The following is a 26,788-nucleotide window of genomic DNA, read 5'->3' as shown; positions in this document are numbered from 1 at the left end:
GTGGGCGCCGGTCCGCGCCCACCCACCCCGAGTAGCCGATCCGAGGAGATCACTGTGAGCGAGAAGTACCGCATCGAACACGACACGATGGGCGAGGTCAGGGTGCCCGCCGATGCCCTCTACCGGGCGCAGACGCAGCGCGCCGTGGAGAACTTCCCCATCTCCGGCAAGACCCTCGAGCGCCAGAACATCGCGGCGCTCGGCCAGGTGAAGAAGGCTGCTGCCCGCACGAACGCGGAGCTCGGAGTCATCGACGACCAGCGCGCGCAGGCCATCGCGGACGCAGCGGACCGCGTCATCGCCGGCGAGTTCGACGACCAGTTCCCCATCGACGTCTTCCAGACCGGCTCCGGGACATCGTCGAACATGAACGCGAACGAGGTGCTGGCCACGCTCGCCTCGCGCGCCCTCGAGTCCGAGGGCGTGGACGTCCACCCGAACGACCACGTGAATGCCTCGCAGTCGTCCAACGACGTCTACCCCACCTCCGTCCACGTCGCGGTCACCCACGCGCTGGTCAAGGAGCTCAAGCCCGCCATGGAGACGCTCGCGGCGTCGCTGGAGAAGAAGGCCAAGGCCTTCGCCGACGTCGTGAAGTCCGGGCGCACGCACCTCATGGACGCCACCCCCATCACGCTGGGCCAGGAGTTCAGCGGCTACGCCGCGCAGGTGCGCTACGGCATCGAGCGCATCGAGTCGGCGCTCCCCCGCGTCGCGGAGGTCCCCCTGGGCGGCACCGCCGTGGGCACCGGCATCAACACCCCCGACGGCTTCTCCGGCCGCGTCATCGAGCTGCTGCGCGAGCAGACCGGCCTGCCGATCACGGAGGCGCGCAACCACTTCGAGGCGCAGGCCAACCGCGACGGCCTCATCGAGGCCTCCGGCCAGCTGCGCGGCATCGCCTACAGCTACATGAAGATCTGCAACGACCTGCGCTGGATGGGCTCCGGGCCCAACACGGGCCTGGGCGAGATCCACATCCCGGACCTGCAGCCGGGCTCGTCGATCATGCCGGGCAAGGTCAACCCCGTCATCTGCGAGGCGACGATCCAGGTCGCGGCCCAGGTCGTGGGCAACGACACGACCGTCGCCCTGTCCTCGACGAACGGCGCGTTCGAGCTCAACGTGGGCATCCCCGTCATGGCCGCGAACCTGCTCGAGTCCATCCGCCTGCTCGCCAACGCCTCGGCCGTCATGGCGGAGAAGATGATCGACGGGCTCGAGGCGGACGAGGAGCGCGCGCGCTTCCTCGCCGAGGCGTCCCCCTCGATCGTCACCCCGCTGAACAAGGTGATCGGCTACGAGGCGGCCGCGAAGATCGCCAAGCACGCCGTGGCCAACAAGATGACGGTCAAGGAGGCCACGGTCGACCTGGGCTTCGTCTCCGACGGCCAGATCTCCGAGGCCGACCTCGACCGCGCCCTCGACGTCATGTCGATGGTGGGCGAGTACAACCGCTGAGCCGCAGAGCCGACCCGCCGCCGCGCGCGGACCTCGCCCGGGGTCCGCGCGCGGTCGCATTCACACGAGTTCGAGGTCCTCGAGCACCTCGGTGACGAGCGCCGCGATCTCCGAGCGCTCCGAGCGGGCGAGCGTGATGTGGGCGAAGAGCGGGTGGCCCTTGAGGCGCTCGATGACGGCGGCGATGCCGTCGTGTCGGCCCACGCGCAGGTTGTCGCGCTGGGCGACGTCGTGGGTGAGGACGACCCGCGAGCCCTGCCCTATGCGCGAGAGCACGGTGAGCAGCACCGTGCGCTCGAGGCTCTGCGCCTCGTCGACGATGACGAACGCGTCGTGGAGCGAGCGGCCGCGGATGTGGGTGAGGGGCAGCACCTCGAGCTGGCCGCGGTGGACGACCTCGTCGATGACGCTGCGGCTCACCAGCGCCCCCAGCGTGTCGAAGACCGCCTCCGCCCACGGATTCATCTTCTCGCCCTCGGAGCCCGGGAGGTAGCCCAGGTCCTGCCCGCCCACCGCGTAGAGGGGGCGGAACACCATGATCTTCTCGTGGCTGCGGTCCTCGAGCACGGCCTGCAGCCCGGCCATGAGGGCGAGCGCCGACTTGCCCGTGCCCGCGCGCCCGCCCAGGGAGACGATCCCGATGCTGGGGTCTGCCAGCAGGTCGAGCGCGATCCGCTGCTCCGCCGAGCGCGCCCGCATCCCGAACAGCTCCCGGTCCCCGCGGACCAGGCGCAGCCGGCCGCCCGGTGCCACCCGGGCCAGCCCCGAGCCGCGCGGGGAGGTGAGCACGAGCCCGGTGTGCACGGGCTCAGCGGCGAACTCGGGGGCGTCGATGCGGCCCTCGGCGTAGAGCTGCGCCATCCGCTCGGCGCTCAGGCTGGCCTTGGCTAGGCCCGTGAAGCCCGCATCGGCGGCCAGCTCCGCGCGGTACTCCTGGGCCCGCAGCCCCAGGGCGGCGGCCTTGATCCGCATGGGCACGTCCTTCGTCACGACCGTGACGGCGCGGCCCTCGGCGGCCAGGTTGCGGGCGACGGCGAGGATGCGCGTGTCCGCCGCCGCGCGGTCGAAGGCGACGGGCAGGCCCTGCGGGTCGACGTGGTTGAGCTCGACGCGCAGCGTGCCGCCGGCCTCCCCCACCGGCACCGGGGCGTCGAGGCGGCCGGCGTCCGCGCGCAGCTCATCGAGCAGGCCCAGCGCCCGGCGGGCGGTGAAGCCGAGCTCCGGGTGGTCGCGCTTGGCCTCGAGCTCGGCCACGACGGTGAGCGGGATGACCACCTCGTGCTCGGCGAAGCGGAGTGCGGCGCGCGGATCGCTGAGCAGCACGGAGGTGTCGATGACATAGGTGCGGAGGTCCATGGGCTCCCCTGTTCCCTGGGCGCCTCGCGCAACAGCGGCTGCCGCGCAGGGCGGTGGCGGTCTGGGCACGTGCTGCCAGCCGTGGTCCGCACGGCGCTTCCCCTCGCCGCGGCGGTCCGCTGGCCGGCAGCTCCCACGCTAGGGCGGGGCCGGGGCGCGGGGCGGCCGCGAAACCCGGCGCCGCGGTGACGATCGGGTGAATAGGAGCGGGCGAGCCCGTTCGAGCCTCAGCGCGATCGCGCCTCGGGCACGGGGGGCGGCGGAGCCGCTCAGCGGCCGAAGCGGCGGGAGCGCTGGGAGAAGTTGCGCAGCGCGCGCAGGAAGTCCGTCTTGCGGAAGTCGGGCCAGTAGGCCTCGCAGAAGTAGAACTCCGAATAGGCCGACTGCCACATCATGAAGCCGGAGAGCCGCTGCTCGCCGGAGGTGCGGATGATGAGGTCCGGGTCGGGCTGGCCCTTCGTGTACAGGTGCGCGGAGATCTGCTCCTCGTCCAGTCCCTCGATCGCCGCGTCGACGTCCGCCCCGGAGTCGCGGGTGGCCCGCAGCCAGGAGCGCAGCGCGTCGACGATCTCCTGTCGCCCCCCGTAGCCCACGGCGACGTTGACCCGCACCCGGTCGCCCGGCGCGGCTCCGGAGCGCTGCTCGGCGGAGACGAGGCGCAGGCGCAGCGGCTCGGGCAGGAGGCCCAGCTCCCCCACGAGGTTGACGCAGTAGCCGGCGGTGTCCGCGATCGTGTCAACCATGTCCGCGATGATCTCCGTGAGGACCTCGACCTCCGCGGCGGAGCGGGCGAGGTTCTCGCGCGAGAGGACGTAGAGCGTGACGACCTCGACGCCCACCTCGCCGCACCAGCCCAGGAACTCGACGATCTTGTCCGCGCCCGCGCGATGGCCGTTCTCCGTGGTCGTGCCGAATTCCTTCGCCCAGCGGCGGTTGCCGTCGGTGATGACGCCGATGTGCTTGGGCACCCGCTCATCCGGGATGAGCTCGTTGGCGATCCGCTTGTCGTAGAGGCGGTAGAGCCACGACAGCGCCGATCCGGCCACGGGCCACCCCTCCTCTCCACCAGCGGATTTCCTGCGCACAGCCTACAGCGGCCGCCTGCAGGCCCCCGCGCGGAGCCCCGGCCCCCGGCTGGGAGTCCAGCCGGGAGCCTGGCCGGGAGCCCCCCGGAGCCCAGGCCCCTGCCAGGAGTGCCGCCTAGACTGGGGCCATGACGACGTCGCCATCGCACCGCGCTTCCCGGGCAGACCGGCCGGACGAGTGCGTGCGCGCCGGGGACGCTCCGCAGCCGCAGCCCGCGGCGGGGTCCGAGGCGCCCCAGCGACGGACCGGCGGGCGCCGCGGCCGCGCGCTGCGCAGCGAGCTCTTCAAGCTCAGCGGCCAGCTCAAGCCCAGCTGGCGCGGCTGGATCCACGCCGGGGCCTTCCCGCTCGCCGTGCTCGGCGGGCTCGTCCTCGTCATCCTCTCCCCCACGATCGCCTCGCGGCTGGCCGCCGCGGTCTTCGCGCTCACGGGGATGATGCTGTTCGGCACTTCGGCGGTCTACCACCGCGGGCGCTGGCGGATGCGGATCCGGCTGCTGCTGCGGCGCATGGACCACGCGAACATCTTCCTCATCATCGCCGGCACGTACACGCCGCTGGCGGTGCTCATGCTGCCTCGGCTCGAGTGCATCGTCCTGCTCACGATCATGTGGGCCGGCGCGGTGCTGGGCGTGGCGTTCCGGCTGCTGTGGACCACTGCCCCGCGCTGGCTGTTCGTGCCGGTCTACATCGGCATCGGCGCGGCCGGCGTGGGCTACATCCCCCACATCTGGCGCGCGAGCCCCACCGTCGGCATCCTCGTGGTGGTCGGCGGGGCGCTCTACATCGCGGGCGCGGTCATCTACGCGCTCAAGCGCCCCAACCCCGCGCCCGCGCACTTCGGCTTCCACGAGATCTTCCACACCTTCACGGTGCTCGGCTACGGCTGCCACCTGGCAGCCCTCATCGTCGCCGCCGTCATCACGAGCCCGGAACTCGCGTAGCGGCACAGCCCTCGGCCCGCCTCGAGCAGAGTGTGCCCGACCGCAGGGTGCCGCGTTGCTGGACGGCTGGACTCACGCTGGGCCGTTGGGCTGCGGAGCGTTCGGCCCCCGCGTCCTCGTTGCTCGCGTCCGGGGCCGAGGCCGGTGAGTCCCGGACCGAGGCGAGGCGCCGCGTTCACCCCGGGCCCCGCACCGGGCGACCGGGTCGCGGCGCAACCGGCCCGCAACATTTCCGCGCCGCGGCGCAGCCGGCCGGCCTCAGCGCTGCGCGCCGGGGGGCTCCTCGTTGCGCTCGGGGTCCTCGGCCGTGGCCGCGCCATCGCCCGCGGCGGTGTCCGCCTGCGCGTCGACGCGATGGGCGGGCACCGCATCGCCGCCGTCCTTGGGCCGGATGCGCGGGCGGCGCTCGATGGGGAAGTGGGAGACGGTATGGGCATCGTCGGCCGCCCGCACCCGGCGCACGCGGCGCGTGGCGTCCCGGATGAGGAAGACCGTGAGGATCGCGACGAGCGCCGTGGCGATGAAGCCGATCGTGCCCGGAGTGACCTGGGCGGGGTCGGAGTAGTGCACCTGCGTCCCCGGCGAGGTGGTGCCGGCCGGCGAGGGCCGCTGCGCGAGCACGGCCAGGGATCCCAGCTGGGCAATCGCGCTCATGCGCGCTCCTCCCCCGCAGCGCCCGCGGTGCCAGAATCGCCCGCCGCGGTGCCGTGAGCGTCGGCGGAGTCCCGCTGGGCGCGCCCCAGGGGCGCCTCGAAACCGGCCGCCTCCAGCGCGCGGCCCAGCTCACCGTCGGGCACCCGGGTGCCGTCGTCGCGCACGACCCCGGCGAACAGGTCGTCCTCGACGAAGTCGCGGCGCTGAAGCGGCGGGCGGCCGGTGTCGTCGAGTGCGAGCTCGAACTCCTCGGTGGGCCAGTAGCGCTTGGCTGCGGCGCGGACGTCGGAGAAGAACCCGCCCTTCGGATCGATCTGGGTGGCGTGGGCCAGCAGCGCCTGCTCCGCGCGCTCGGCGAAGGCCCCACTGGGCACCCGCGTGGACAGCCACGTGTCGCGCTTGGCATCGCGGTCGCGGTAGTTCTCCAGCAGCTTGCCGAACGGCGACTCCACACCGTCGGCGAGCATCTGCTCGTGGATCGTCAGCCACTTGCGAGCCGAGAGGTCCTGGTTGTAGTAGACCTTCTGGACCTGCCATTCCTCGCCCAGCTCCGGGTGGTCATCCGGATCCGCCGCGGCGGCCACCGCGGCCATGGTGACGAAGTGGTTCTTGATGTGGTCCGGGTGGGGGTAGCCGCCCTGCTCGTCGTACGTCGTGACCACCTGGGGGCGGAAGCGGCGGATGATGTTGACGAGCGGGCGCGCGGCCACCTCGGTGGGCACGCGCCAGAAGACGCCGTGCGGGACCTGCTCGTCGAAGTCGCCCTCGGGCAGGCCGGAGTCCACGAAGCCCACCCAGTCGTGCTCGGCGCCCAGCAGCTGCGCGGCCCGGGCCATCTCCCGCCGGCGCAGGCCCGCGATGTCGCGCTGCGCGGTGGGGCTGTCGGCAAGCGCGGGATTGAGGATGTCGCCGGCCTCGCCGCCGGTCATCGTCGCGATGCGGACCTGCGCGCCCAGCTGCGCGTACATCGCGCTCGTCGCGGCGCCCTTGGAGGATTCGTCATCGGGGTGGGCGTGCACGGCGAGCAGCCGCAGGCCCGCGTACGGCTGGGCGCCTCGGGGCTGGGTCATAGGGGGTCACCTTCGGTCTGCGAGGACGAGCGGCACGCCTGGCCGGCGCACGAACGGGACTACCCTAGACTAGTACGCCGCGCCCGGCCGGCCCCACAGCGGACGGCCAGCCGCGGCGGCGCACCGCACAACGGCCCCTGCCACGGAAGGCGACCCCCAGCCAGCGATGACCGCCCAGGACACCCTCCCCGAGCGCTACGGCCGCGCCCCCCGCGCGCCGCGGCCCCCGCGCCGCAGCCGGCGCGCCGCCGTGCTCGCCGGCTGCGCGATCCTCGCGCTCATCGCCGTCGTCGCAGCCCTCGCGTTCTGGCCGGACGACCATCCGGTGGACCCGCAGGACGCGGGCTACGACGTGCGCGATGCCGCGCTCACCGTCGTCTCGCTCGCCGTGGTGCCCGATGAGCGGCGCACCGTGCGCTGCGGGGTGCGCGCCATCAACGAGTACGAGGCGGTCGTGGGCTACCGGGAGGTGGCCGTGGGCCCGCGCGCCGGGGCGAGCGCCACCGACCCGGTCCACCTGCGCGTCGAGGTGTCCACCACGCAGCGCGCGGCCACCGGCAACGTCGACCACTGCTGGTTCGAGGACTGAGGACCGCCGGCCGGAGTCCTGCCGGGCCGAGGCCCGCCGGGCTCGGCTTCGCCCAACTCCGCTCCGCCGGCTCGGTTCCGCTTGCCTGGGCACTGCCGGGTTGGGCGCCGGTGGCCCGGGCATTGCTGGCCCGGGCGTTGCTGGTCTGGGCATTGCTGGTCTGGGCATTGCTGGTCTGGGCATTGCTGGTCTGGGGGCCGAAGTTCGATTAGACTAGACAGTTCAGCAAGACGCGAGCGTCCCGGGTGCCTCCGGTGCCCGGGACCTCTCATTGCCGCAGGCGACTGCGGCAGACGACGACCGCCGCCGTGTTCCGCACGGCGGCTCAGCCAAGGAGATGAGATGACCGAGGAGACCGCGGACGACCAGACGTGGCTGACCCAGGAGGCATACGACCGGCTGACGAAGGAACTCGAGCAGCTCTCGGGCCCGGGCCGCCAGGAAGTCGCCGAGCGCATCGAGGCCGCCCGCGACGAGGGCGATCTCAAGGAGAACGGCGGCTACCACGCGGCCCGCGAGGAGCAGGGCAAGCTCGAGGCGCGCATCCGCCAGCTCGAGACCCTGCTGCGCAGCGCCAAGGTGGGCGAGGCCGATGCCGACACCACGAAGGTGGCCCCGGGCAAGATCGTCGCCGTCGACATGGGCGGGCGCGAGATGCGCTTCCTCCTGGGCTCGCGGGAGATCGCCGGCGATTCGGACATCGACGTCTTCTCCGAGAAGTCGCCCCTGGGCGCGGCCGTCAACGGCGCGAAGGTGGGCGACGAGGTCGAGTACGAGGCCCCGAACGGCAAGACCATGAAGGTCACCGTGTCGAAGGTCGAGGCCTTCGGCTGAGCACGGCGCGCCGCCGGGCCGTCTGAGCTCGGGCAACCGGAAGGGGCCGCACACCACGTGGTGTGCGGCCCCTTCCGTGCCTCCCGCGCCTAGGCCGAGGCCTTCGCGCGCTTGCGCTCGGCCTTCTCCTGCTTCTTGCGCTCGGCATCGGCCTGCGCCTCCGCGAGGATGTCCCGGCCGTGGAGGTAGAGCACGGTCGTGTTCGCCACCGCCATGAGCGGCACGGCGAACAGCGCGCCGGGGATGCCGAAGAGGAACCCGCCGCCCGTCACGCCCAGCACCACGGCCAGCGGGTGGACGGAGACGGCCTTGCCCATGATGAACGGCTGCAGGACGTGCCCCTCGATCTGCTGGACGGCGAGGACGACGCCGAGCATGATGAGCGCGGTGATCGGCCCCTGCGAGACGAGGGCGACGAGCACGGCGACCGCGCCGGTGAGGATCGCGCCGACGATCGGGATGAACGAGCCCATGAAGACGAGCACGGTGAGCGGGACCACGAGAGGCACCTGCAGGATGAAGGCTCCCAGCCCGATGCCCAGCGCATCGACCGCGGCGACGAGGATCTGGACGCGGACGTACTGGACGAGCGACTGCCAGCCGCGCAGCGCGGCGCCCTGCGTCTTTTCCCGGGCCGGCACCGGCAGCATCCCGATGAACCAGTGGAAGATCTTCTGGCCGTCGTAGACGAAGAAGATCGTGGAGAACAGCACGAGGAACATGCCGGCGAAGAAGTCCGTGACGGACGAGGCGGCGCCGGCCACCCCGGAGAACAGCTGCCCCGAGCGCTCCTCGAGGAACGACGTGGCCTTCTCGAGGCCCTGGTCGATGTACTGCGAGATCTGGCTGGACTCGATGCCGAACGGGCTCGACTGCAGCCACGAGCTGATCGCCTGGAAGCCCGCCATCACCCGGTCGGAGAGGTCCGAGAAGCCCGAGTAGAGCTGCTGGCCCACCAGCGCGAGCAGCCCGAGCACGACGAGGATGAAGCCGAGCACCGTGGCGATGGTCGCAAGCGAGCGGGGCCAGCGGTGGCGCACGAGGAAGCGCGCCAGCGGGGAGAGCAGGGCCCCGATGAGCAGGGCGATGAGCACGGGGAGCACGACGATCTTGACCTGCGAGAGCAGCCACCACAGCGCGGCGACCGCCGCGACGACGATGAGCGCCCGCCAGCTCCAGGCGGCGGCGGTGCGCAGCGCGGGCGAGACGAAGGGCTCCACGCGCCCGCGCGCCTCGGCGCTGTCCGTGAGTGCAGCGGCGCTGCTCGTGGGCGCGGCAGTGCCCGTGGACGCGGCGGCAGTGCCGGCGGGCGCCGCGGCGCCCTCACCTGCCGGCCGGTGGTCCTGCGCGCTCACCGGCGCGCCGTCGTTGCCAGAAGTCATGCGCCCCAGCGTAGTGCCTGGCCCACGACCCGGTGCCGCGGCGCCCCGCAAGGCTAGACTCGGAGCGTGAAATGGCCCCCTCGCCCGCTGCCCGCGGTCCTCGCGCTGGCCGCCGTGCCGGCCGCCGGGGCGGCCGGGCTCGCGGTCCTGTTGCGCTGGCAGTCCCGGCGGATGCGCGCGCTCTTCGACGCCGATGCGGCGGGCCGGGCCGGCACCGGCACGTGGGAGGCGAGCGGGGCGTGGGTCGCCGGCGGCGCCGAGATCGCCTTCGGCACGCCGGCCGCGGAGGAACTGGCCGTGCTCGCGGTGCTGGGCGACTCCTGGGCGGCTGCGGGCCCGGTCCCGACCCTCCCCCGGCTGCTGGGCCGCGGCTGCGCCCGCCTGCTCGGCGCCCCCGTGCGGGTGTGCAGCCTCGCCGGCCCCTCGGCCCGCGCGGAGGACATCGGCGCGCAGGTCCGCGCGCTGCTCGCCGACTCCCGCCTGCGGCGCTCGAAGGGCGGCGGGCGCGCCCCGCGCCTGGCCGTGCTGTCCATGGGCACGGCGGACCTCATTCACCCGATCAGCGGCTCGCTGTCGATCCCCGCGCTCACGAGCGCCGTCAACCGCCTCGAGCGGGAGGGCGGCTACACCGTCTTCGTCCTCACGTGCCCCAATCTGGGCCGCCTGCCCGGCAGCCGCCGGCCCCTGCGCACGGTGCTGCGCCGCAGCTCCCGGGTCCTCGCCGGCTCGCAGTGGCTCACGGCGCTCAGCGCGGGCGCCGTCCCCGTCTCCGCGTCCGAGGCGCTGCGCGGGACCGCCCAGCGCGGGCTCATCGACGCCTCCGGCCGCTGGCCGAGCGCACTCGGCCGGGCCCAGCTCGCCGCCGCCGTGCTCGCCCGCATCGCCGTCCACCTCGAGGCGCCCGTCGCCGTGGCGGCCTCGGCTGCCCAGCCCGCCCCCGAGGAGGAGGACGGTGCGCCTCAGTCCGCGGCGGCCCCGGACGCGCCCGCGGGCGCCGCCGAGCCGCCGCTGCTCGGCCTCCACGCCGATCCCGCGCCCGATTCCCCGGCCGGGCACGCTGCGCCAGCGCCACCCGGCTTTCCCCCGCCGTCCGATTCCCCGGTGCTCCCTGATTCCCCAGCGCCCCCCGATTCCCCCGCCGAGCCCGATTCGCCAGCGCTGCCGCACTCCGCAGCCGAGCCCCACTCCCCCGCCGATCAGGAGCTGCCATGACCGATGTCCTCCTCGCCTCGACCTCGCCGTCGCGGCTGTCCCTCCTCACCGCGGCGGGCCTGGCGCCGCTCGTGAGCGCGCCCGGTGTCGACGAGGACGCCGTGGTCGAGCACGAGCGCCCGGAGACCGTGGCGGCGCAGGCCCTGCTGCTCGCCCACGCGAAGGGCGAGGCCGTCGTGGCGCGCCTGCTCGCCGGGGCCGAGGAGGCGCCCGGCGACCGGGACGACCTGCTGCTGCTCGCCTCGGACTCGCTGCTCGAGCTGGACGGGCAGGCCGTGGGCAAGCCCCACACCCCCGAGGCCGCCTGCCGCGTGTGGCAGCGGATGGGCGGGCGCTCGGCCGTGCTGCACACGGGCCACTTCGCCGCCCGCCTGCGCCGCACCGCCCCGGACGGCTGGCGGGAGGAGGGCCGGCGCGCGGAGCTGGCCTCGACGACGATCCGCACCGCGGCGCCCTCCCGCCGCGAGCTCGAGGACTACATCGCCACCGGCGAGCCGCTCGAGGTCGCCGGCGCGCTCACGATCGACGGCCTGGGCGCGGCCTTCGTCGAGGGCATCGACGGGGACCACACGAACGTCATCGGCCTGAGCATCCCGCTCGTGCGCCGGCTCGCGGCGGACCTCGGGATCGCCTGGACCGGGCTGTGGCGCGGCGACACGCCCGAGGCGCACTGAGAATTCGCCCGCGGGCTTTTGTCCGCCGGCCACAAAGGGTTTGCGCTTCGCCCTAGATTGTTCTCGTTCACCACCCCCGTCCCTCAGGAGCGCCGATGGCCAAGGCCGCGCACTATTCCACCACCGTGGACCGTCGTCCGTTCGAGCGCGTGCTCATCGCCAATCGGGGCGAGATCGCCCTGCGCGTCATCCGCGCCTGCCACGACCTGGGGCTCAGCGCGATCGCCGCGTACACCGAGCCGGATGCCGACGCGGACTTCGTGCGCTTCGCCGACGATGCGTGGCTGCTGCCGGGCACCGGCGCCGCCCAGACCTACCTCAACGCGCCGGCGCTCATCGAGCTCGCCCGCCGCTCCGGCGCGCAGGCCGTGCACCCCGGCTACGGCTACCTCGCCGAGTCCCCCGACTTCGCCCAGGCCGTCCAGGACGCGGGCCTCGTGTGGGTGGGCCCCCCGCCCGCGGCCATCGCCGCCCTGGGCGACAAGGCGAGTGCCCGCGCCGTCGCCGAGGCCGTGGGCGCCCCGATCGCCCGCGGCTCGGACGGCGCCGTCGCCGACGAGGCCCAGGCGCTCGCCGTCGCCGCGGAGATCGGCTATCCCGTGGCCGTCAAGGCCGTCTACGGCGGCGGCGGGCGCGGCTTCCGCACCGCTGCGAGCGCCGAGGAGCTGCCCGCAGCGCTGGCGACGGCCCGCCGCGAATCGCAGGCGGCGTTCGGGCGCTCCGAGTGCCTCATCGAGCAGCAGATCGTGGGCCCGCGCCACATCGAGACCCAGTGCATGTCCGACGGCGAGACCGTGCTCGTCGCCTCCACCCGCGACTGCACGCTGCAGCGGCGCAACCAGAAGATCATCGAGGAGGCGCCGGCACCCGGCCTGAGCCCGGAGCAGGAGACGGCCCTCGCCGCGGCCTCGCGCGATGTGCTCGCCCGCGTGGGCTACGTGGGCGCCGCGACGTGCGAGTTCCTGCTGGGCACGAACGGCGTGCTCAGCTTCATGGAGGCCAATGCGCGCATCCAGGTGGAGCACACCGTGACCGAAGAGGTCACGGGCGTCGACCTGGTCGCCTGGCAGCTGCGCGTGGCCGCCGGCGAGGCGCTGCCCGCCGCGTTCCCCGCCCCCCGCGGCCACTCCCTGCAGTTCCGCATCAACGCCGAGGATCCCGCGCACGGCTTCTTCCCCGCCACCGGCCAGATCGCCGAGCTCCACGAGCCGGCCGGGCCCGGCATCCGCATGGACTCCGGCGTGCGCCCGGGCACGGTCGTGGGCACGGACTTCGACCCCATGCTCGCCAAGCTCATCGTCACGGGCGAGGACCGCGCGCAGGCACTGGCCCGCGCCCGCCGGGCGCTCGACGAGTACGTGCTCACCGGCGTGGCCACCCTGCTGCCGCTGCACCGCGCGCTCGTCGACGAGCCCGCCTTCGCGAACGAGCTGAGCGTGTCGACGGACTGGCTGCAGAAGGAGTACATGCCGCGCTTCGCCGGACCGGCGGCCGACGAGGCGCCGCGCGAGCAGCCGGCGGCCGATTCGCTCGACGTCGTCGTCGAGGTCGACGGCCACCGGCTCACCGTCAAGGTCCCCGCTGAGCTCGCCCGCCCCGCCGACCCGGGGGCCAAGGCCAGCGCCGGGCGCCTGCGCCGCAAGGGCTCGCGCCGGGCCGACGACTCCCCCGTGCTCGCCGCCCCCATGCAGGGCACGATCGTGAGCATCGACGTCACCGCCGGCGATGACGTGGAGATCGGCGACCGGCTCGCCGTCATCGAGGCGATGAAGATGGAGCAGCCGCTCACGGCCAAGCGCGCCGGCACCGTCTCCGAGGTGCTCGTGGGCTCCGGCGAGGCCGTGCGCGCCGGCACCCCGATCGTGCGCTTCAGCGCCTGACGCCCGGGCGCTCAGTCACCGCCCGCCGGCCCGCACTGCATGCGCAGGGGCCCCGCACCGGATCCCGGTGCGGGTCCCCTGCGCGCGGCTGCCGGGCGCCTCAGCCGCCGCGGTGGTGGAGGCGGCGGGCGGCCTCGGCCAGCGAGCCGCTGAGCGAGGGGTAGACGACGAACGACGCGGAGAGCTGATCGACCGTCAGCCGGTTCTCCACCGCCATCGTCAGCGGCATGATGAGCTCGCTGGCCTTGGGGCCCACGACCACGCCGCCGAGCACCGAGCCGGAGCCGCGGCGGGCGTAGATCTTGACGAAGCCGTCCGTGATCCCCTGCATCTTGGCGCGCGGGTTCGTCTGCAGCGGCTGCATGACGGTCTCGATGTCGTGGCGGTTGTCGTCGTAGGCCGCCTGCTGCATGCCCACCGTGGCGATCTCCGGGGCGGTGAAGACATTCGAGGCGACGTTGCGCAGCTTGAGCGGGGAGACCGCATCGCCCAGCGCGTGCCACATCGCGATCCGGCCCTGCATGGCCGCCACCGAGGCCAGCGGCATGACGTTCGTGCAGTCGCCCGCGGCGTAGACGCCGGGCGCGGAGGTGCGCGAGACGCCGTCGACGACGATGTGCCCGCTGTCCTCCGTCTGCACGCCCGCGGCGTCGAGGCCCAGCTCCTCCGTGTTGGGGATCGAGCCCACGGCCATGAGGCAGTGGCTCGCCTTGACCCGCCGGCCGTCGGCCAGCGTGACGACGACGCCGTCGTCATCGCGCTCGACGGACTCGGCGCGCGAGCGCGAGAGCACGGTCATACCGCGGCGCCGGAAGGCCTGCTCGAGCACCTCGGCGGCATCCTCGTCCTGGCCGGGCAGCACCCGGTCGCGGGAGGAGACGAGCGTGACCTTCGCGCCGAGCGCGTTGTAGGCCGAGGCGAACTCAGCGCCGGTGACGCCCGAGCCCACGACGACGAGGTGCTCGGGCAGCTCGGTGAGGTCGTAGAGCTGGGTCCACGTGAGGATCCGCTCGCCGTCCGGGACGGCGGTGGGCAGCTCGCGGGGGTGGGCGCCGACCGCCACGAGCACGGTGTCCGCGTCGAGCGTGTACTCCGTGCCGTTCTCCTCGACGATGTCGACCCGGCGGTCCCCCACGAGCGTGCCGGTGCCCTTGATGAGCTTGATGCCCGCAGTGGCGAGCGCATCGCGGATGTCGTCGGCCTGGGCGCCGGCGAGCCTGCGGATGCGTGCGTTGATCGCCTCGAGGTCCGCGCGCACCGCAGCGCGCCCGTCGTCCTCCCGGGGCTGGCCGTCGCTGTCCTCCTCGACGAGCCGGATGCCCAGCTCCTCGGCCTGGCCGAGGTCGACCATGACCTCCGCGGTGGCGATGAGGGACTTCGAGGGCACGACGTCGGTGACGACGGCGGCGCCGCCGGCGCGGCTGCGCTCCACGAGCATGACGTCGCCGCCCAGCTGCGCGGCGACGAGGGCGGCCTCATAGCCGCCGGGGCCGCCGCCGATGATGACGACGCGGTTCTGCGAGGGATCGAGTACATTCTTCACGGGCCCATTGTGTCAAAGGACGCGGGCCGGCTCGAAGCAAGCGCACCCTTACCCGCCCGGGGTCGGCCATTGCCCCTCGTCACCTGCCCGATGCCATCGCCACGGGCCGCAGCGCACGGGCGCGCGGGCCGCCGCGGCCGCCCGCGCGCGGCCTCACTGCCCGACTATGCGCCCGCCGTCGCGGTGGAGGGCGAGGATCTCCTCATAGCTGCGGGCGTTGGCGAGCACCCGCTCGATGTCGGCCTCGCCCATCTCCCGGCGCACCTTCGCCGGCACCCCGGCCACGAGCGAGCGGGGCGGGATCTCCGTGCCCTCGAGGACGACGGCGCCCGCCGCGACGAGGGACAGGCTGCCGATGCGGGCGAGGTTGAGCACCGTGGAGCTCATGCCGATGAGCACGTCGTCGTCGATGACGCAGCCGTGGACGAGCGCCCGGTGGCCGATCGAGACCCGATCGCCCACGACGACGGGCTTGCCCGGATCGGCGTGCATGACCGTGTTGTCCTGCACGTTCGTGCCCCGGCCGATCGTGATGGAATTGCGGTCGGCGCGCAGCACGCAGCCGTAGTAGACGCCCGAGCCCGCCCCGATCCGCACATCGCCGATGAGCGTGACGCCCGGGGCCACGAACGCCTCCGGGTGGATGCGCGGGCGCCGCCCGTCGATCTCGATGAGGCGGACGTCGGCCAGCTCGCCCACCCGGCGGCCGGACGGACTCGGGGCTGCGGGAGTCTCCATGGTCCGAGTCGACCACATTCGCCCGCCGCGCACAACGGCCCGGGCGCATCTTGCGCCTCGGGACCGGATTTGCGCCCCGGGCCGCGGATGGCCGATCATGCCCTGTCAGTGATTTCACACTGCCGGACTCTTGTGCGCCGGGGGCGCATGTGTGAATCTGTTTGCAGTTGATCCCACAATCATCCAGCTCCCGCTGCCCTGCGGCGGTGCCGTCGTGTTCGTGCGCGGTGTGAAGCTGATGCGCCCCTGAAAGGACACCATGGACTGGCGCCATCGCGCGGCTTGCCTCAACGAGGACCCCGAGCTCTTCTTCCCCATCGGAAACACCGGCCCCGCCCTCCTCCAGATCGAGGAGGCCAAGAGCGTCTGCCGGCGCTGCGAGGTCGCGGAGCTGTGCCTGCAGTGGGCCCTCGACTCCGGCCAGGATGCCGGAGTGTGGGGCGGCCTGAGCGAGGACGAGCGCCGCGCGCTCAAGCGCCGCGCCGCGCGCGCCCGCCGCGCCGGCTGAGCCGGCCGCCGCGCCCGCGGCTCAATCGCTCCTGAGGGGGACATCGATGATCGCTTCGGTGCCCCCCTCTTCGCGTGCCCGCCACTCGATGGTCCCCGCCAGGTCCGTGCTGATGAGCGTGCGCACGATCTGCGTGCCGAGCCCGGTGCCGGGCCCGCGCTCGGGGTCGAGCCCCGCGCCGTCGTCGGCGACGACGACCCGCAGGCGCTCGCCGGTGCGCTCCGGGCTCACCCACACGTGGGCGGGCCGGCGCTCACCGGCCGCGGGGGTCTCACCGGCCTCAGCGGGCTCCGCCGCGGGGGCCGGGAAGCCGTGCTCGATCGCGTTGGCCACGAGCTCGGTGAGCGCGAGCGCGAGCGACGTCGCGTCGCCGGATGAGATCGAGCCGAAGCTGCCCGTGCGGCGCAGGCTGATCTCCACGTGCGGGCCGGCCAGCTCGGGGGTCAGCCGCAGCCCCTTGTCGACGATCTCGTCGAACTCCACCGTCGCGTCGATGCCCTGGCTGAGCGCATCGTGGACGACCGCGATGATCGAGACCCGGCGCATCGCCTCCTGCAGCGCATCGCGGGCCTCCCCGCTGCTCATCCGCCGCTCCTGCAGGCGCAGCAGGGCCGAGACGGTCTGCAGGTTGTTCTTCACCCGGTGGTGCATCTCGCGGATCATGACGTCGCGGCTGAACAGCTCGCGCTCGCGGCGCCGGATCTCCGAGATGTCGCGGGCCAGCACGACCGCGCCCGTGCGCAGGCCCGCGCGGGTGAGCGGGATCGCGCGCAGGGAGACCGCGATCCGGCCGGACTCGATCTCGCTGCGCCACGGGGCGCGGCCGGTGAGCACGAGCGGCAGCGATTCGTCGACGGGCCGGTGCTGGTCGACGAGCCCGGAGACGACCTCGGCGAGGTAGCGGCCCTCGATCTCCCCGTCGTGGCCCAGCCGGTGGATGACGGAGACCCCGTTGGGCGAGGCGTAGCGGACCCGCCCCTCGCGGTTGAGCACGATGAGCCCGTCGCCCACGCGCGGCTCGCCGCGGCGCGCCCCGGAGGGGGCGTCGAGGTCCGGGAAGGCGCCCTCGGCGATCATCGCGAGCAGCGCGTTGGCGCACGAGCGGTAGTTGCGCTCGAGCCGCGAGCCGCCGCTGCGCCGCTGCTCCTCACTGTGCCGGGTGAGCACCGCGATCGGCCGGCCGCCGCGCACGACGGGGATCGCCTCCGCGCCGGCGAGCTCGTTGGCATCAGCCGGCGCGGCGACGACCGCTGCCTCACCGCAGGCCCGCTCGAGCAGCTCGGTCTCGGCCGGGGTGGACAGGGCGCCCACCTCGTCGTGCGGGTAGACGGTCGTGCCCGTGGTCGGTCGGCAGTGGGCGACGATGCGGAAGCGGCCTGGCTCGCCGGCGACGGGCACCCACAGGACGAGGTCGGCGAACGAGAGATCGGCGATGAGCTGCCAGTCGCCCACGATGAGGTGGAGCCACTCGACGTCGGTGCCGTCGACGATGCCCTCGGCCGCGAGCTGTTCGGTCAGCAGCGACACGTCAGGAGTTCTCCGCCTGCCACACGGTCGAGCGCACGATCGAGCGCATCATCCGCAGCAGCACCGACAGCGGCGCCTGGTCGACCTCGTCGAGCTCGCGGACCTCCTCGATCGTGGCGAGCACCTGCTCGAGCGCGTACTCGTTGCTCGTGCGCCACTGGGCAATGCGGTCGTCCGCGCGCTCCGCGGGCGTGGGCCGATCCGACTCGGTGGAGCGCAGCACCGCGATCGCGATGGAGAACACGGCCTGGTAGTAGTCGTCGCGCAGGGCGCCGCGCGCGAGCGCCGTCCACCGCGAGCGGCGGTCGAGCTGGCCAACGAGGTCGAGGATCGCGGCCCCGGAGAGCAGGTCGGTCACCGCGTAGTAGACCTCCGCCACGTCCTCGGCCTCGAGGCCCGTGCGCTGGGCCGCCTGCGCGATGTCGAGGAGGGCGAACTCGTCGAGCAGCCCCGCGGCGCGGAAGGCGAGGCCCTGCGGCACGCCGGCCCCGACGTAGGCGGCGGCGTGGTCCTCGAGGTCGCTGCGGTCGCGCCCGCGCAGCATGCCCGGCACCGACTCGCGCAGCGCCGCGACCACCGGGCGGTAGGCGGCGATGCCGTCCTCGACGTCGAGGGCGTCGCTGGCCTGGTGGATGAGCCACCGCGAGCCGCGGTCGAGCAGGCGCACGTAGTTGTTGATGAGCTCGTTCTGCACGTGGGCGGGCACGACGTTGTCGAGCGCGCAGATCTCATCGAAGTGCTCGTCGAGGTCGAAGACCGCCGAGACGACCGAGAACGCGCGCGCCACCTGCGCCACAGACGTGTTGGCCTCCTCCAGCAGGCGGAAGACGTAGGTCAGCCCGCCGCGGTCGACCATCCGGTTGACGAGCCGGGCGGTGGCGATCTCGCGGTGCAGGGGGTGGCGCTCGAGCGCCTCCCCGTAGCCGCCGAGCGCGGCCGGGAAGTAGGCGCGCAGGTGGGCGCGCATGAACGGCTCGTCCGGGACCTCGGAGGCGAGGATGCGCTGGACCGCGTCCATCTTCACGTAGGCGAGCAGCACGGCGAGCTCGGGGGACGCGAAGCCGCGCCCCGCCTCGGCGCGGCGCGCGAGCGCCTTCGAGTCCGGCAGGAACTCCACCGCCCGGTCGAGTCCCGCATTGCGCTCGAGGTAGCGCAGCAGCCGGCGCTGGGTGCCCAGCATGGCCGAGGACTGCTCGCGGGCATCGCCGAGCGCGGTGTTCTGGCTGTAGTTGTTGGCCAGCACGAGGTCGGCGACCTCGTCGGTCATGGACAGCAGGACCTCCTCGCGGTCCGCGGCGGCGACCTCGCCCGCGTCGATGAGCCCGGAGAGCAGCAGCTTGATGTTGACCTCGTGGTCCGAGCAGTCGACGCCGGCGGAGTTGTCCACCGCGTCGGTGTTGATCTGCACGCCCGCCAGCGCCGCCTCGACGCGGCCCAGCTGGGTGGCGCCCAGGTTGCCGCCCTCGCCCACGACCCGGGCGCGCACCTCGGCTCCGGTGATGCGGATCGCGTCGTTGGCCTTGTCGCCCACCTGCGAGTCCGTCTCCGACTCGGCGCGGATGTAGGTGCCGATGCCGCCGTTGTAGAGCAGGTCGACGGGCGCGCGCAGGATGCCCTGGATGAGGTCGCCCGGGGCCACGCGGCCCGGCTTCATGCCGAGCGCCTCGGCGGCCTCGGCGGAGAGCACGACGGACTTCGCCGAGCGCGAGTAGACGCCCCCGCCGGAGGAGATGAGGGAGCGGTCGTAGTCCTGCCACGAGGAGCGCGGGACGTCGAAGAGGCGCCGGCGCTCGGCGAACGAGGCCTGCGGGTCCGGGTTCGGATCGATGAAGATGTCGCGGTGGTCGAACGCGGCGATGAGCTTCGTGTGCGCGCTGCGCTGCATGCCGTTGCCGAACACGTCGCCGCTCATGTCGCCGATCCCGACCGCCGTGAAGTCCTCGGCGTCCGTGTTGACGCCGAGCTCGCGGAAGTGGCGCTCGACGGACTTCCACGCGCCGCGCGAGGTGATCGCCATGGCCTTGTGGTCATAGCCCACCGAGCCCCCGGAGGCGAACGCGTCGCCCAGCCAGAACCCGCGCCGCTCGGCGATGCCGTTGGCGACGTCGGAGAACTTCGCCGTGCCCTTGTCGGCCGCGACGACGAGGTAGCTGTCGTCGCCGTCGTGGATGACGGTGCGCTCGGGGTGGACGGTCTGCGTGCCCTCGGCGGTGGGCACGAGGTTGTCGGTGACGTCGAGGAGGCCGTTGATGAAGACCTCATAGGCGTGCTGGCCCGCCTCCGCCCAGGCCTGCCGGTCGACCGCGGGGTCGGGCAGGCGCTTGGGGAAGAAGCCGCCCTTCGCCCCGGTGGGCACGATGAGCGCGTTCTTGACCATCTGCGCCTTGACCAGGCCGAGCACCTCGGTGCGGAAGTCGTCGCGGCGATCGGACCAGCGCAGGCCGCCGCGCGCCACGGGCCCGAAGCGCAGGTGGACGCCGGAGACCTCGGGCGAGTACACCCACATCTCCAGCGCGGGCTTGGGCTTGGGCACGAAGTCGAGCTCGTTCGGGTGGATCTTGAACACGCTCGCCTCCGGCAGGGACCCGTCGGCGGGCTGGAAGACGTTCGTGCGCACCATCGCCGTGATGAGGTCGAGCACGGCCCGCAGCACGCGGTCAGCGTCCAGGCTCGAGACCCCGGAGAGCTCGTCCTGGATGCGCTCGCGGATCTTGTCGATGTGCTCGGCGCGGGTGCCTGCGACGGGCAGCAGCTCCGGGTCGAACTTCGCATTGAAGTAGCCCACGAGCAGCGCGGAGATCTCCGGATTGGAGGTGAAGACCTGGCCCATGTAGGGGTCCGAGTAGGAGAAGCCGGCCTGGCGCAGGTAGTGGGTGAAGGCGCGCAGGATCGACACGTCCTGCCAGCGCAGGCCCGAGACGATGAGGCGGTCCATCCGGCCGGACTCGCGCTTGCCCAGCCAGCCGGCGACGAACGCCTCCTCGATGCGCTCGAACTCCGTCTCCGGGACCTCTGCTTCGAACTCGAGGCCGAAGTCGTAGATGTAGCGGTGGGAGCCGTCGGCGAGGGTGAGCTCGTAGGAGCGCTCGTCGAGCAGCTGCGCGCCGAGGTTCGACAGGTAGGGCAGCACCTGGGTCAGGCCCGCGGGCTCGAGGCGGTAGAACGCGAGGCGCAGCCGCCTCTCGTCGGTGCCGAACTCGCGGTGGACGCGCACGAGGGGCTGCGCGTCCGAGGCCAGCGATTCGAAGCGGGCGACATCGGCGACGGCATCATGGGGGGTGTTGTGCTCGAGGTAGCTGGGCGGGAACGAGGCGGCCCACAGGTGGGCGCGCTCGAGCGCGCGGGAGGTCAGCTTCGTGTCGGAGGGGGCGAGGTATTCGCGCACGTCCTCGTGCCACGAGCGCACCGCCGAGCGGATGCGCCCGGCCACCCGGTCCGGGGCGATGTCGGGCAGCAGCTCGTCGCGGGCCGCGCGCACGACGAAGTGGAGGCGGGCGAGCGCCGAGTCGGTCAGCAGCACGTCGAAGTCGACGCTCTCGGCCCGGTAGAACTCGCGCAGCACCTTCTCCACGCGCATCCGGGAGGCGGTGTCGTAGAGGTCGCGGGGGACGTAGACGAGCACGGAGACGTAGCGCTCGTAGGCATCGCGGCGGATGAAGACGCTCGACTCGCGCTTCTCCTGGAGGTCGATGACCGCGAGCGCGACGTCGAGGATGTCCTGCGGATCGGCGTGGAAGAGGTCATCGCGCGGATACGTCTCGAGCACGTCGAGCAGCTCGTTGCCGGAGTAGGAGTCGCGCGCCAGCCCCGAGTTGCGCAGCACCCAGGAGACCTTCTGCTTGATGACGGGGATGTCGAGGACCGAGGCGTTGTACATCCCGGAGGTGTAGAGGCCCACGAAGCGCCGCTCCCCCACGATGTTGCCCTCGGCGTCGAAGGTCTTGACGCCCAGGTAGTCCATGTAGCCGCGCCGCACGAGCTGCGAGCGGGAGTTGGCCTTCGTGAGCACGAGGACGTGGCGGTCGAGCGTGTGGGCGGCCACCGCGCGCGAGAGCGGCGAGCTCGTCGTCTCCCGCAGCGTCGAGATGCCCAGCGCCGTGTCCGGCACCGGCTCGAGCGTCGTGTTGCCGGCCGAGTCCTCGCCCAGCGTGTACTCCCGGTAGCCCATGAAGGCGAAGCGCCCGTCGAGCCAGTCGAGCAGGTCGGCGGCCACCGCGGCCTCGTCCGCGAGCTCGGCGCTGGGCGCGTGGGCGCGCAGCTCGGCGGCGATCTCCTCCGCCTTGCCGGCCATCGCGTCGCGGTCGTCCTCAGCCGCGGCGACGACGGTGATGATGCGCTCGAGCTCCTCGGCGAGCTCCGAGAAGCGCTCCGCGGGGACCTGGTCGATCTCGATGCGGATCCACGACTCGATCCGGCGGGCGGTGTTGGACATGCCCGGGCGGATCACGGGCAGCGCCGAGGTGGCGGTCGACATCCGCTCGACGTCGTCGGGGTCGACGATCGTGAGGTGGCCCCCGGCCCGCTCCGTGACCGGCTGCGGGTGGTGCACGGCGCGGATCGCGTAGCCGTCGCCGGTGAGGTCGGCGACGAGGGAGGACAGCAGGTAGCGCATATCGCGCACGACGATCGCGATGACGGTGCGGTTGCCGCTGTAGTCAGCGTCGCCGGGCTCGGGATTGCGCAGCTCGATCGCCGGACGGTCGCCGGTGAAGCGCTCGGCGAGCTCGAAGTGCCGGCGCGCGCGCTCGGCCATGGCGCGCGGCCCCTGCGCGGAGTACTCGCCGCGGTCGATGCGGAAGAAGTACGACGACAGCAGCCCGGTGGGGGGAATCTGCCCCGTCAGCTCCGTCCACGCACGTGCGATCTCGGTCGCGTAGACCTCGGTCACGATGTCACCTCGTTGCTCTCGCTTCACTCAGGGGCGTTCGTCGTCGATGCCCAGGCCTACTCTATGCGGTGGCGCGCGGCTCGGGGCGCCCGGCGGTCGCGCAGGGGCGCGCGCCCGGCGGCTGGGCGCGCTTCGCCGGGCCCCGCGCCCGGCGCCGAGCGTGACAGACTGGGGGCATGCGCTCGATCGACTTCACCACGCAGATCCCCCAGTCCCCCGCCGAGTTCCTCGCCGCGATGGCCCGCCCGGAGGCGTGGGACGGCGATGCCTCCCGCGTGGAGGGCACGCCGGAGGCCGGCCTCGACATCCGCGCCAGCGCGCCGCTCGACGCCGAAGACGTGCCGGCGGTGGCGGCCAGGCTCCTGCCGGCCGGTGCCGCGGTGCAGCTGCGGGTGCGCACCTCGCCGGCCAGCGCCCAGCCGGTCTCCGCCGACATCGACGCGCAGGTGCCCGGCGCGCCCGTGACCATGGCGGCGCGCCTCGAGGTCAGCGGCGGCGCGGGGGGCTCCGAGGTCGTCGCCCACGCCGATGTCACGAGCACGGCGCCGCTCATCGGCCCGATGATCGAGGCCGCGGTGGCGCCGTCAGTCGAGAAGATCCTGCGGCAGTCCATCGAGGACATCGCGCAGCTCTGAGGGGTCATACCACAGCAGGGCTGCCTCGCTCAGCGCCTGCGCGTCGGCCTCCTGGCCGCGGCCGAGGCGCGCTGCCAGCCCCGGCTCGTCGAGGTGGGCGCTGACGATCGCGATCTCCGAGCCCTCCGCAGGCGCCACCGCGACGAGGCCCGCTCCGAGCGCGGTCTCCTGCGCCCCGGTCACATCGACTGCGAGGACCGCGCGCAGCCGGCCGCCGGCCGCCGCCTCGCGGGCGGCGTGCTCGGCGGCGGCGCTGAGCGCGAGCCACTCCGCCTCCTCCAGGTCGTCGCCGCTCAGGGCCCGGCCCGCGGCGTCCGGGGCGTAGGCGAGCCGGATCTGCGGGTCCGGCCAGGCGGTGGCCAGCTGCGGGAGGGTGAGGGGCGCATAGGCGCGAAGCGTCGTCATGGTTTCATCTTGCCCCGGCGGCCGCGGCGGCCGCCAGCGGCCCGCCGCGGCTGGGCGACCCCCGGCACCGGCAGCTGCGCGGCGAGCCCCCGCAGCGCGCGGGAGAGCGCGGAGTGCGGCGCGTGCTCGGTCACGGTGCGGGCGGCCAGCAGCGCGGCATCGACGTCCGGGCGGGCATCGGGCAGCATGGTCGCGCCGACCACCCCCGCGAAGCGCTCGAGCGTCTCGGCGATCCGCCGCTCCGGGTCCGCGCCCACCGCCTGCGCCCGGACCCGGTTGAGCACGATGGTGCACCGCTCGCGGAGGTCCTGGCCGCGCTCACCCGCCAGCAGTGCGATGAGGCGCTGGAGGCCCAGGGGCTCCGCGCCGGCGACGATGACGACGTGGTCGGCGGCGTCGAGGACCGCGCGGGTGGCCCCGTGGCGGTCGTAGTGCGGGTCGGCGAACTCGTCGTCCGGGTCGATGCGGTCGGAGACATCGGCAACGAGGCACTGGGCGCGCTCGGCCAGGGCGCCGAGCACCTCGGCGAGCACGCCCGGGCGGATCTCCGGCCAGCGCTCGGGGCGGCTCAGCCCGGTCACGACGCCCAGCCGCTGCGACAGCGGCACGATGTGGGCGCCCACCTGCTCCGCGTCGAGCGGCCCGGCCGCCGCCGCGCGGCACAGGGCCGCCAGGTGCGGGGCGTCGTCGAGGATGCCGAGCATGGGCGCCTGGGCCGCCGCGACGGTGTCCGCGTCGACGAGGACGCACTCCACGGACTGGGCGAGCGCATGGGCGAGGCCCGCCGCGACCGTGCTGCGCCCGGGCGCCGATCCCGTCCCCCAGACCACGATGAGCGGAGCGCGGCGGGCGCCGGAGCCGCCCGCCGGGGGCGCGGCGGGCTTGGGCGGGGCCTCGAGATCGGCGGCGCAGTCGCGCAGGGCCGCGGCCAGCGCCTCGGGCTCGGCCCACGGGGAGACCGTGTGGCGCACGCCCCAGCGGGCGAAGACCTCGGCATCAGCGCCGAACCCCAGCACCTTCGCGCCGCTGCCGAGCAGGCGCCGGACGACCTCGGCGTCGGCACCGGGGAAATGCCTGCTGAGAACGGCCACGGAGCCCTGGCCCGCCTGGGCCGCCGCGAGGAGGTCGACGTCGTCGGCGGGCCGCGCGAGGACCTCGACATCGGCCAGGCCGGTGAGGGCGGCCACGAGGCCGGCCTCGAACTCGACGTCGACCGCGACGATGGCCCCGATCATCGGCCGGCCGCCGGCTCCGGCACCGCGACGACGGCCAGGCGCTCCCCGGCCCCGACCGCGGCGAGCACGCCGGAGAGGGCGGCCGTCGGCACGAACACCTCGATGCGCGCACCGCGGTCCGCCGCGAACCCGCCGTCGTCGCGGGTCACCGCGATGACCTGGGCCGTGCGCAGGATCTCGTGGGGCTTGGCGCCGTCCTCGTCCGGGGTCGCCCACACGTCCACGCGCGAGCCCGCGCCCACCGCGGCGGGCAGCGCATCGGCGGCGGCCAGCGCCATGACCCGGCCGGCCAGCGAGTCGGGCGAGGCGAGGCTGCCCGCCGGCAGCAGCTCGCCCTTGCGCACGGCCGAGAGCACCGTGGAGCCCTCCGGAATGCGGGTCGCGGACGGGATGTAGGCGGCGGCGCTCTCCCCCTCGGGCAGGCGGACCTCGAGGGGGACGAGGTCCTCGGGCGCGATGACCGCACCGGGGACCAGCGGCGTGCCGGCGGCCCAGACGGTGGTGGTGCGGGCGGCGGCGCGCACGACGTACCAGGTGCCCAGCAGCGAGGCGAGGACGAGGACGGCGCCGATGAGCACGCGCGGATCGCGCCAGCGGGGGCGGCGGAAGCGGGAACTGCCGTGCGTCGGCATGTCGAACTCCGATGTCCGATCCCCAGGCGCGCCCGGAGATGCCAAATACGATCAAGAGCTATTATCGAGCGACAAACACGGTTCAGGCAAGACCAGGATCATGCGATTTCGGCAGTGCTTCGGCTTCGCCGGGCGCCCGCACCGCCGGTCCTGCGACTGCTCCGGAATCGGAATGCTATGCACACCCCCGGCGAAAGGGAACCCCATGGTCGTCGAAGCCCGCTTCCTGCCCCTCACCGACGTCGCCGAGATCCTCAACGTCTCCGCCGCCCAGGCCCGCGCACTCGTGCGCTCCGGGGAGCTGCGCGCCATCAAGGTGGGCGGCCGCGGCCAGTGGCGCGTGGAGAAGTCCGAGCTCGAGGACTACATCCAGCGCATGTACCGCCAGACCCAGGCCGAGGTGGAGTCCGGCACCGAGGTCTGAGCCGCGCCCCTCAGCAAAGCTCAGCACCCCTCAGCGCAGCTCGGCCACGAGCTCGATCGCCGCGAAGGGGAGGACGTCGAACCCGTGGGCCCCGCGCAGCTGCACGTAGTCGCGGGCCACCGCATCGAGGGCGCCCTCGGAGCTCCCGCCATCGGAGAGCTCGACGCGCACGGCCCTGCCCTCTGCGGTCCACTGGCGCAGGGGCGCGCCCATCGACAGGGCTGAGATCCCGCGCTCGCCGGCGTGCGCGCGCCCGCGCAGGCGCACCCGCACCAGGCGGGCGGCATTCACGAGCACGCGCAGGCCCGAGGCGCCATCACGCACGATGCACCACCCTCGACCCACCGCGGTTAGGCGGCCCGCCGCCGAGGCGCGCGCGGTGCGCAGCTCGACGGGGCGCCCCACGCTGCCCGCCAGCCGCGCGGCCAGCTCGCTGTCGGCATAGGCCTCGGCGACGAGGTCCGAGTAGCCGCCCGCCCGCTCGTGGGCATCGCGGCCCTCCTCCGCCGCGGCGAGGTCCGCGAAGAGCGCGTCGAAGCGCTCGGCGTCGGGCTGCCGATGGCCGGTGGCCGGGCCTGGAGGACTGACGGGTGCGGTTGGAGCGGGCGGGGCGGCTGGGGCGGCGGGGGCGCCCGGCTCGGCTGGCTGGGCCTGCGCCTCGCCCCCGCTTCCCACGGGCGCCCCGCCGGTCGCGTGGCCGTCGTCAGAAGGGATCATCACCCCATCATGCGCGCACCCAAGCGCCACCACAAGCGCTGAGAATCATCTATTGACACCAAACAGTATCATTTGGCACAGTATGGCGCACACAGCGTCGATGGGGTGGTTGTCATGGTCGGGCGGATCGTTCTCTGCAGCGCGGCCCATGCCGCCCTCACGGCCGCGCTGGCGGTGGCCGCACCCGCCCTTGCCGAGGCCGCCTGGCGGGGAGACGCCGCCGCTGCCGCGGTCCTGGGCTTCGGCGCCCTGGTGGTCGCGGCCGGGCTGCGGGTGCACCTGTCCGCGGTGTGCCTCCTGGGCTGCGCGCTCCTGCGGCCGGTGAGCCCGCGCGCGGCACGGCGCGCCGCCGCATGGGCCGTGGCCCTCAGCCCGCGCCTGCTGCGCGTCGCGGC

At 73.7% G+C, this 26,788-nt stretch carries 24 protein-coding genes; 11 read left to right on the top strand and 13 right to left on the bottom strand.

Annotated elements, in window-relative coordinates; genetic code table 11:
• Window positions 1–54 precede the first annotated feature (54 nt).
• Window positions 55–1,461, top strand: coding sequence for a class II fumarate hydratase (locus GSY69_RS06600; RefSeq protein ID WP_160953081.1), 1,407 nt, complete (start codon window positions 55–57; stop codon window positions 1,459–1,461).
• Window positions 1,462–1,521: 60 nt separating this feature from the next.
• Here GSY69_RS06600 and GSY69_RS06595 read toward each other — a convergent pair whose 3' ends face one another.
• A complete protein-coding gene (locus GSY69_RS06595) occupies window positions 1,522–2,817 on the bottom strand; it encodes a PhoH family protein (RefSeq protein ID WP_160953080.1) in 1,296 nt (431 codons plus the stop codon).
• Between the two features lie 269 nt (window positions 2,818–3,086).
• Window positions 3,087–3,863 carry an isoprenyl transferase gene (locus GSY69_RS06590; RefSeq protein ID WP_160953079.1) on the bottom strand — a complete coding sequence of 259 codons (777 nt, stop codon included), beginning with the start codon at window positions 3,861–3,863 and terminating at the stop codon, window positions 3,087–3,089.
• A gap of 167 nt (window positions 3,864–4,030) precedes the next feature.
• On the opposite strand from GSY69_RS06590, the gene trhA reads away from it, so the two are divergent.
• The gene (trhA, locus tag GSY69_RS06585; RefSeq protein ID WP_160953078.1) at window positions 4,031–4,846 is read left to right on the top strand and encodes a PAQR family membrane homeostasis protein TrhA; all 816 of its coding nucleotides are present in this window, start codon (window positions 4,031–4,033) and stop codon (window positions 4,844–4,846) included.
• Between the two features lie 258 nt (window positions 4,847–5,104).
• On the opposite strand, the gene GSY69_RS06580 is transcribed toward trhA, so the two are convergent.
• Together GSY69_RS06580 and mca are read right to left on the bottom strand one after the other, a co-directional pair.
• Window positions 5,105–5,500, bottom strand: coding sequence for a hypothetical protein (locus GSY69_RS06580; protein WP_160953077.1), 396 nt, complete (start codon window positions 5,498–5,500; stop codon window positions 5,105–5,107).
• Complete coding sequence (mca, locus tag GSY69_RS06575; protein WP_160953076.1) at window positions 5,497–6,570, bottom strand: mycothiol conjugate amidase Mca; 1,074 nt, start codon at window positions 6,568–6,570, stop codon at window positions 5,497–5,499. Before mca ends, GSY69_RS06580 begins: the two co-directional genes overlap by 4 nt.
• Window positions 6,571–6,736: 166 nt before the next feature.
• Between mca and GSY69_RS06570 the strand changes: the two genes are divergently transcribed.
• The gene (locus GSY69_RS06570; protein ID WP_160953075.1) at window positions 6,737–7,159 is read left to right on the top strand and encodes a DUF4307 domain-containing protein; all 423 of its coding nucleotides are present in this window, start codon (window positions 6,737–6,739) and stop codon (window positions 7,157–7,159) included.
• Between the two features lie 342 nt (window positions 7,160–7,501).
• Complete coding sequence (greA, locus tag GSY69_RS06565; protein ID WP_160953074.1) at window positions 7,502–7,993, top strand: transcription elongation factor GreA; 492 nt, start codon at window positions 7,502–7,504, stop codon at window positions 7,991–7,993.
• A gap of 89 nt (window positions 7,994–8,082) precedes the next feature.
• On the opposite strand, the gene GSY69_RS06560 is transcribed toward greA, so the two are convergent.
• Window positions 8,083–9,375, bottom strand: a complete 1,293-nt coding sequence (locus GSY69_RS06560) for an AI-2E family transporter (protein WP_160953073.1) — start codon at window positions 9,373–9,375, stop codon at window positions 8,083–8,085.
• 66 nt (window positions 9,376–9,441) lie between these two features.
• On the opposite strand from GSY69_RS06560, the gene GSY69_RS06555 reads away from it, so the two are divergent.
• The 3 genes from GSY69_RS06555 to GSY69_RS06545 all read left to right on the top strand — a co-directional run bounded on the left by GSY69_RS06555 (window position 9,442) and on the right by GSY69_RS06545 (window position 13,141).
• Window positions 9,442–10,587: an SGNH/GDSL hydrolase family protein gene (locus GSY69_RS06555; RefSeq protein ID WP_160953072.1), complete on the top strand. Its 1,146-nt coding sequence runs from the start codon at window positions 9,442–9,444 to the stop codon at window positions 10,585–10,587.
• Complete coding sequence (locus GSY69_RS06550) at window positions 10,584–11,261, top strand: Maf family protein (RefSeq protein ID WP_160953071.1); 678 nt, start codon at window positions 10,584–10,586, stop codon at window positions 11,259–11,261. Before GSY69_RS06555 ends, GSY69_RS06550 begins: the two co-directional genes overlap by 4 nt.
• Window positions 11,262–11,356: 95 nt before the next feature.
• The gene (locus GSY69_RS06545) at window positions 11,357–13,141 is read left to right on the top strand and encodes an acetyl/propionyl/methylcrotonyl-CoA carboxylase subunit alpha (protein ID WP_160953070.1); all 1,785 of its coding nucleotides are present in this window, start codon (window positions 11,357–11,359) and stop codon (window positions 13,139–13,141) included.
• 100 nt (window positions 13,142–13,241) lie between these two features.
• Here the strand turns inward: GSY69_RS06545 and GSY69_RS06540 are convergent, their stop codons facing one another.
• Together GSY69_RS06540 and GSY69_RS06535 are read right to left on the bottom strand one after the other, a co-directional pair.
• Window positions 13,242–14,684 (bottom strand): NAD(P)H-quinone dehydrogenase, encoded by a 1,443-nt coding sequence (locus tag GSY69_RS06540; RefSeq protein ID WP_160953069.1) that lies wholly within the window; start codon window positions 14,682–14,684, stop codon window positions 13,242–13,244.
• A 153-nt stretch (window positions 14,685–14,837) separates the two neighbouring features.
• Complete coding sequence (locus tag GSY69_RS06535) at window positions 14,838–15,422, bottom strand: gamma carbonic anhydrase family protein (protein WP_235936350.1); 585 nt, start codon at window positions 15,420–15,422, stop codon at window positions 14,838–14,840.
• Window positions 15,423–15,681: 259 nt separating this feature from the next.
• Between GSY69_RS06535 and GSY69_RS06530 the strand changes: the two genes are divergently transcribed.
• Complete coding sequence (locus GSY69_RS06530) at window positions 15,682–15,930, top strand: WhiB family transcriptional regulator (protein WP_160953068.1); 249 nt, start codon at window positions 15,682–15,684, stop codon at window positions 15,928–15,930.
• Between the two features lie 21 nt (window positions 15,931–15,951).
• Here GSY69_RS06530 and GSY69_RS06525 read toward each other — a convergent pair whose 3' ends face one another.
• Together GSY69_RS06525 and GSY69_RS06520 are read right to left on the bottom strand one after the other, a co-directional pair.
• Window positions 15,952–17,457 carry a sensor histidine kinase gene (locus tag GSY69_RS06525; protein WP_407925011.1) on the bottom strand — a complete coding sequence of 502 codons (1,506 nt, stop codon included), beginning with the start codon at window positions 17,455–17,457 and terminating at the stop codon, window positions 15,952–15,954.
• 1 nt (window position 17,458) lies between these two features.
• Window positions 17,459–22,345 (bottom strand): NAD-glutamate dehydrogenase, encoded by a 4,887-nt coding sequence (locus tag GSY69_RS06520; RefSeq protein WP_160953067.1) that lies wholly within the window; start codon window positions 22,343–22,345, stop codon window positions 17,459–17,461.
• Window positions 22,346–22,521: 176 nt separating this feature from the next.
• On the opposite strand from GSY69_RS06520, the gene GSY69_RS06515 reads away from it, so the two are divergent.
• Window positions 22,522–22,980 carry a DUF2505 domain-containing protein gene (locus GSY69_RS06515; RefSeq protein WP_160953066.1) on the top strand — a complete coding sequence of 153 codons (459 nt, stop codon included), beginning with the start codon at window positions 22,522–22,524 and terminating at the stop codon, window positions 22,978–22,980.
• Here the strand turns inward: GSY69_RS06515 and GSY69_RS06510 are convergent.
• From GSY69_RS06510 to GSY69_RS06500, 3 genes are read right to left on the bottom strand one after another with little or no spacing between them, the layout of a single operon-like run.
• Window positions 22,930–23,385 (bottom strand): DUF6912 family protein, encoded by a 456-nt coding sequence (locus GSY69_RS06510; protein ID WP_160953065.1) that lies wholly within the window; start codon window positions 23,383–23,385, stop codon window positions 22,930–22,932. The two genes, GSY69_RS06515 and GSY69_RS06510, sit on opposite strands and share 51 nt — an antisense overlap.
• On the bottom strand, window positions 23,382–24,620 hold the full coding sequence (locus tag GSY69_RS06505) for an AAA family ATPase (RefSeq protein WP_160953064.1): 1,239 nt from the start codon (window positions 24,618–24,620) through the stop codon (window positions 23,382–23,384). The genes GSY69_RS06510 and GSY69_RS06505 overlap by 4 nt, the downstream gene beginning before the upstream one ends.
• The gene (locus tag GSY69_RS06500; protein WP_160953063.1) at window positions 24,617–25,252 is read right to left on the bottom strand and encodes a hypothetical protein; all 636 of its coding nucleotides are present in this window, start codon (window positions 25,250–25,252) and stop codon (window positions 24,617–24,619) included. The genes GSY69_RS06505 and GSY69_RS06500 overlap by 4 nt, the downstream gene beginning before the upstream one ends.
• A 205-nt stretch (window positions 25,253–25,457) precedes the next feature.
• On the opposite strand from GSY69_RS06500, the gene GSY69_RS06495 reads away from it, so the two are divergent.
• A complete protein-coding gene (locus GSY69_RS06495; RefSeq protein WP_160953062.1) occupies window positions 25,458–25,676 on the top strand; it encodes a helix-turn-helix domain-containing protein in 219 nt (72 codons plus the stop codon).
• A 30-nt stretch (window positions 25,677–25,706) separates the two neighbouring features.
• Here the strand turns inward: GSY69_RS06495 and GSY69_RS14560 are convergent, their stop codons facing one another.
• Window positions 25,707–26,393, bottom strand: coding sequence for a hypothetical protein (locus GSY69_RS14560; RefSeq protein ID WP_160953061.1), 687 nt, complete (start codon window positions 26,391–26,393; stop codon window positions 25,707–25,709).
• A gap of 114 nt (window positions 26,394–26,507) precedes the next feature.
• Between GSY69_RS14560 and GSY69_RS06485 the strand changes: the two genes are divergently transcribed.
• Window positions 26,508–26,788: hypothetical protein (locus tag GSY69_RS06485; protein ID WP_202410884.1), on the top strand; the 281-nt coding region annotated here is incomplete at its 3' end.

It is taken from the genome of Brevibacterium rongguiense (assembly GCF_009857845.1).
Classification (GTDB): domain Bacteria; phylum Actinomycetota; class Actinomycetes; order Actinomycetales; family Brevibacteriaceae; genus Brevibacterium; species Brevibacterium rongguiense.
Note: the sequence above shows the minus strand (reverse complement) of the source record. Positions and strands in the feature narration are given on the sequence as shown.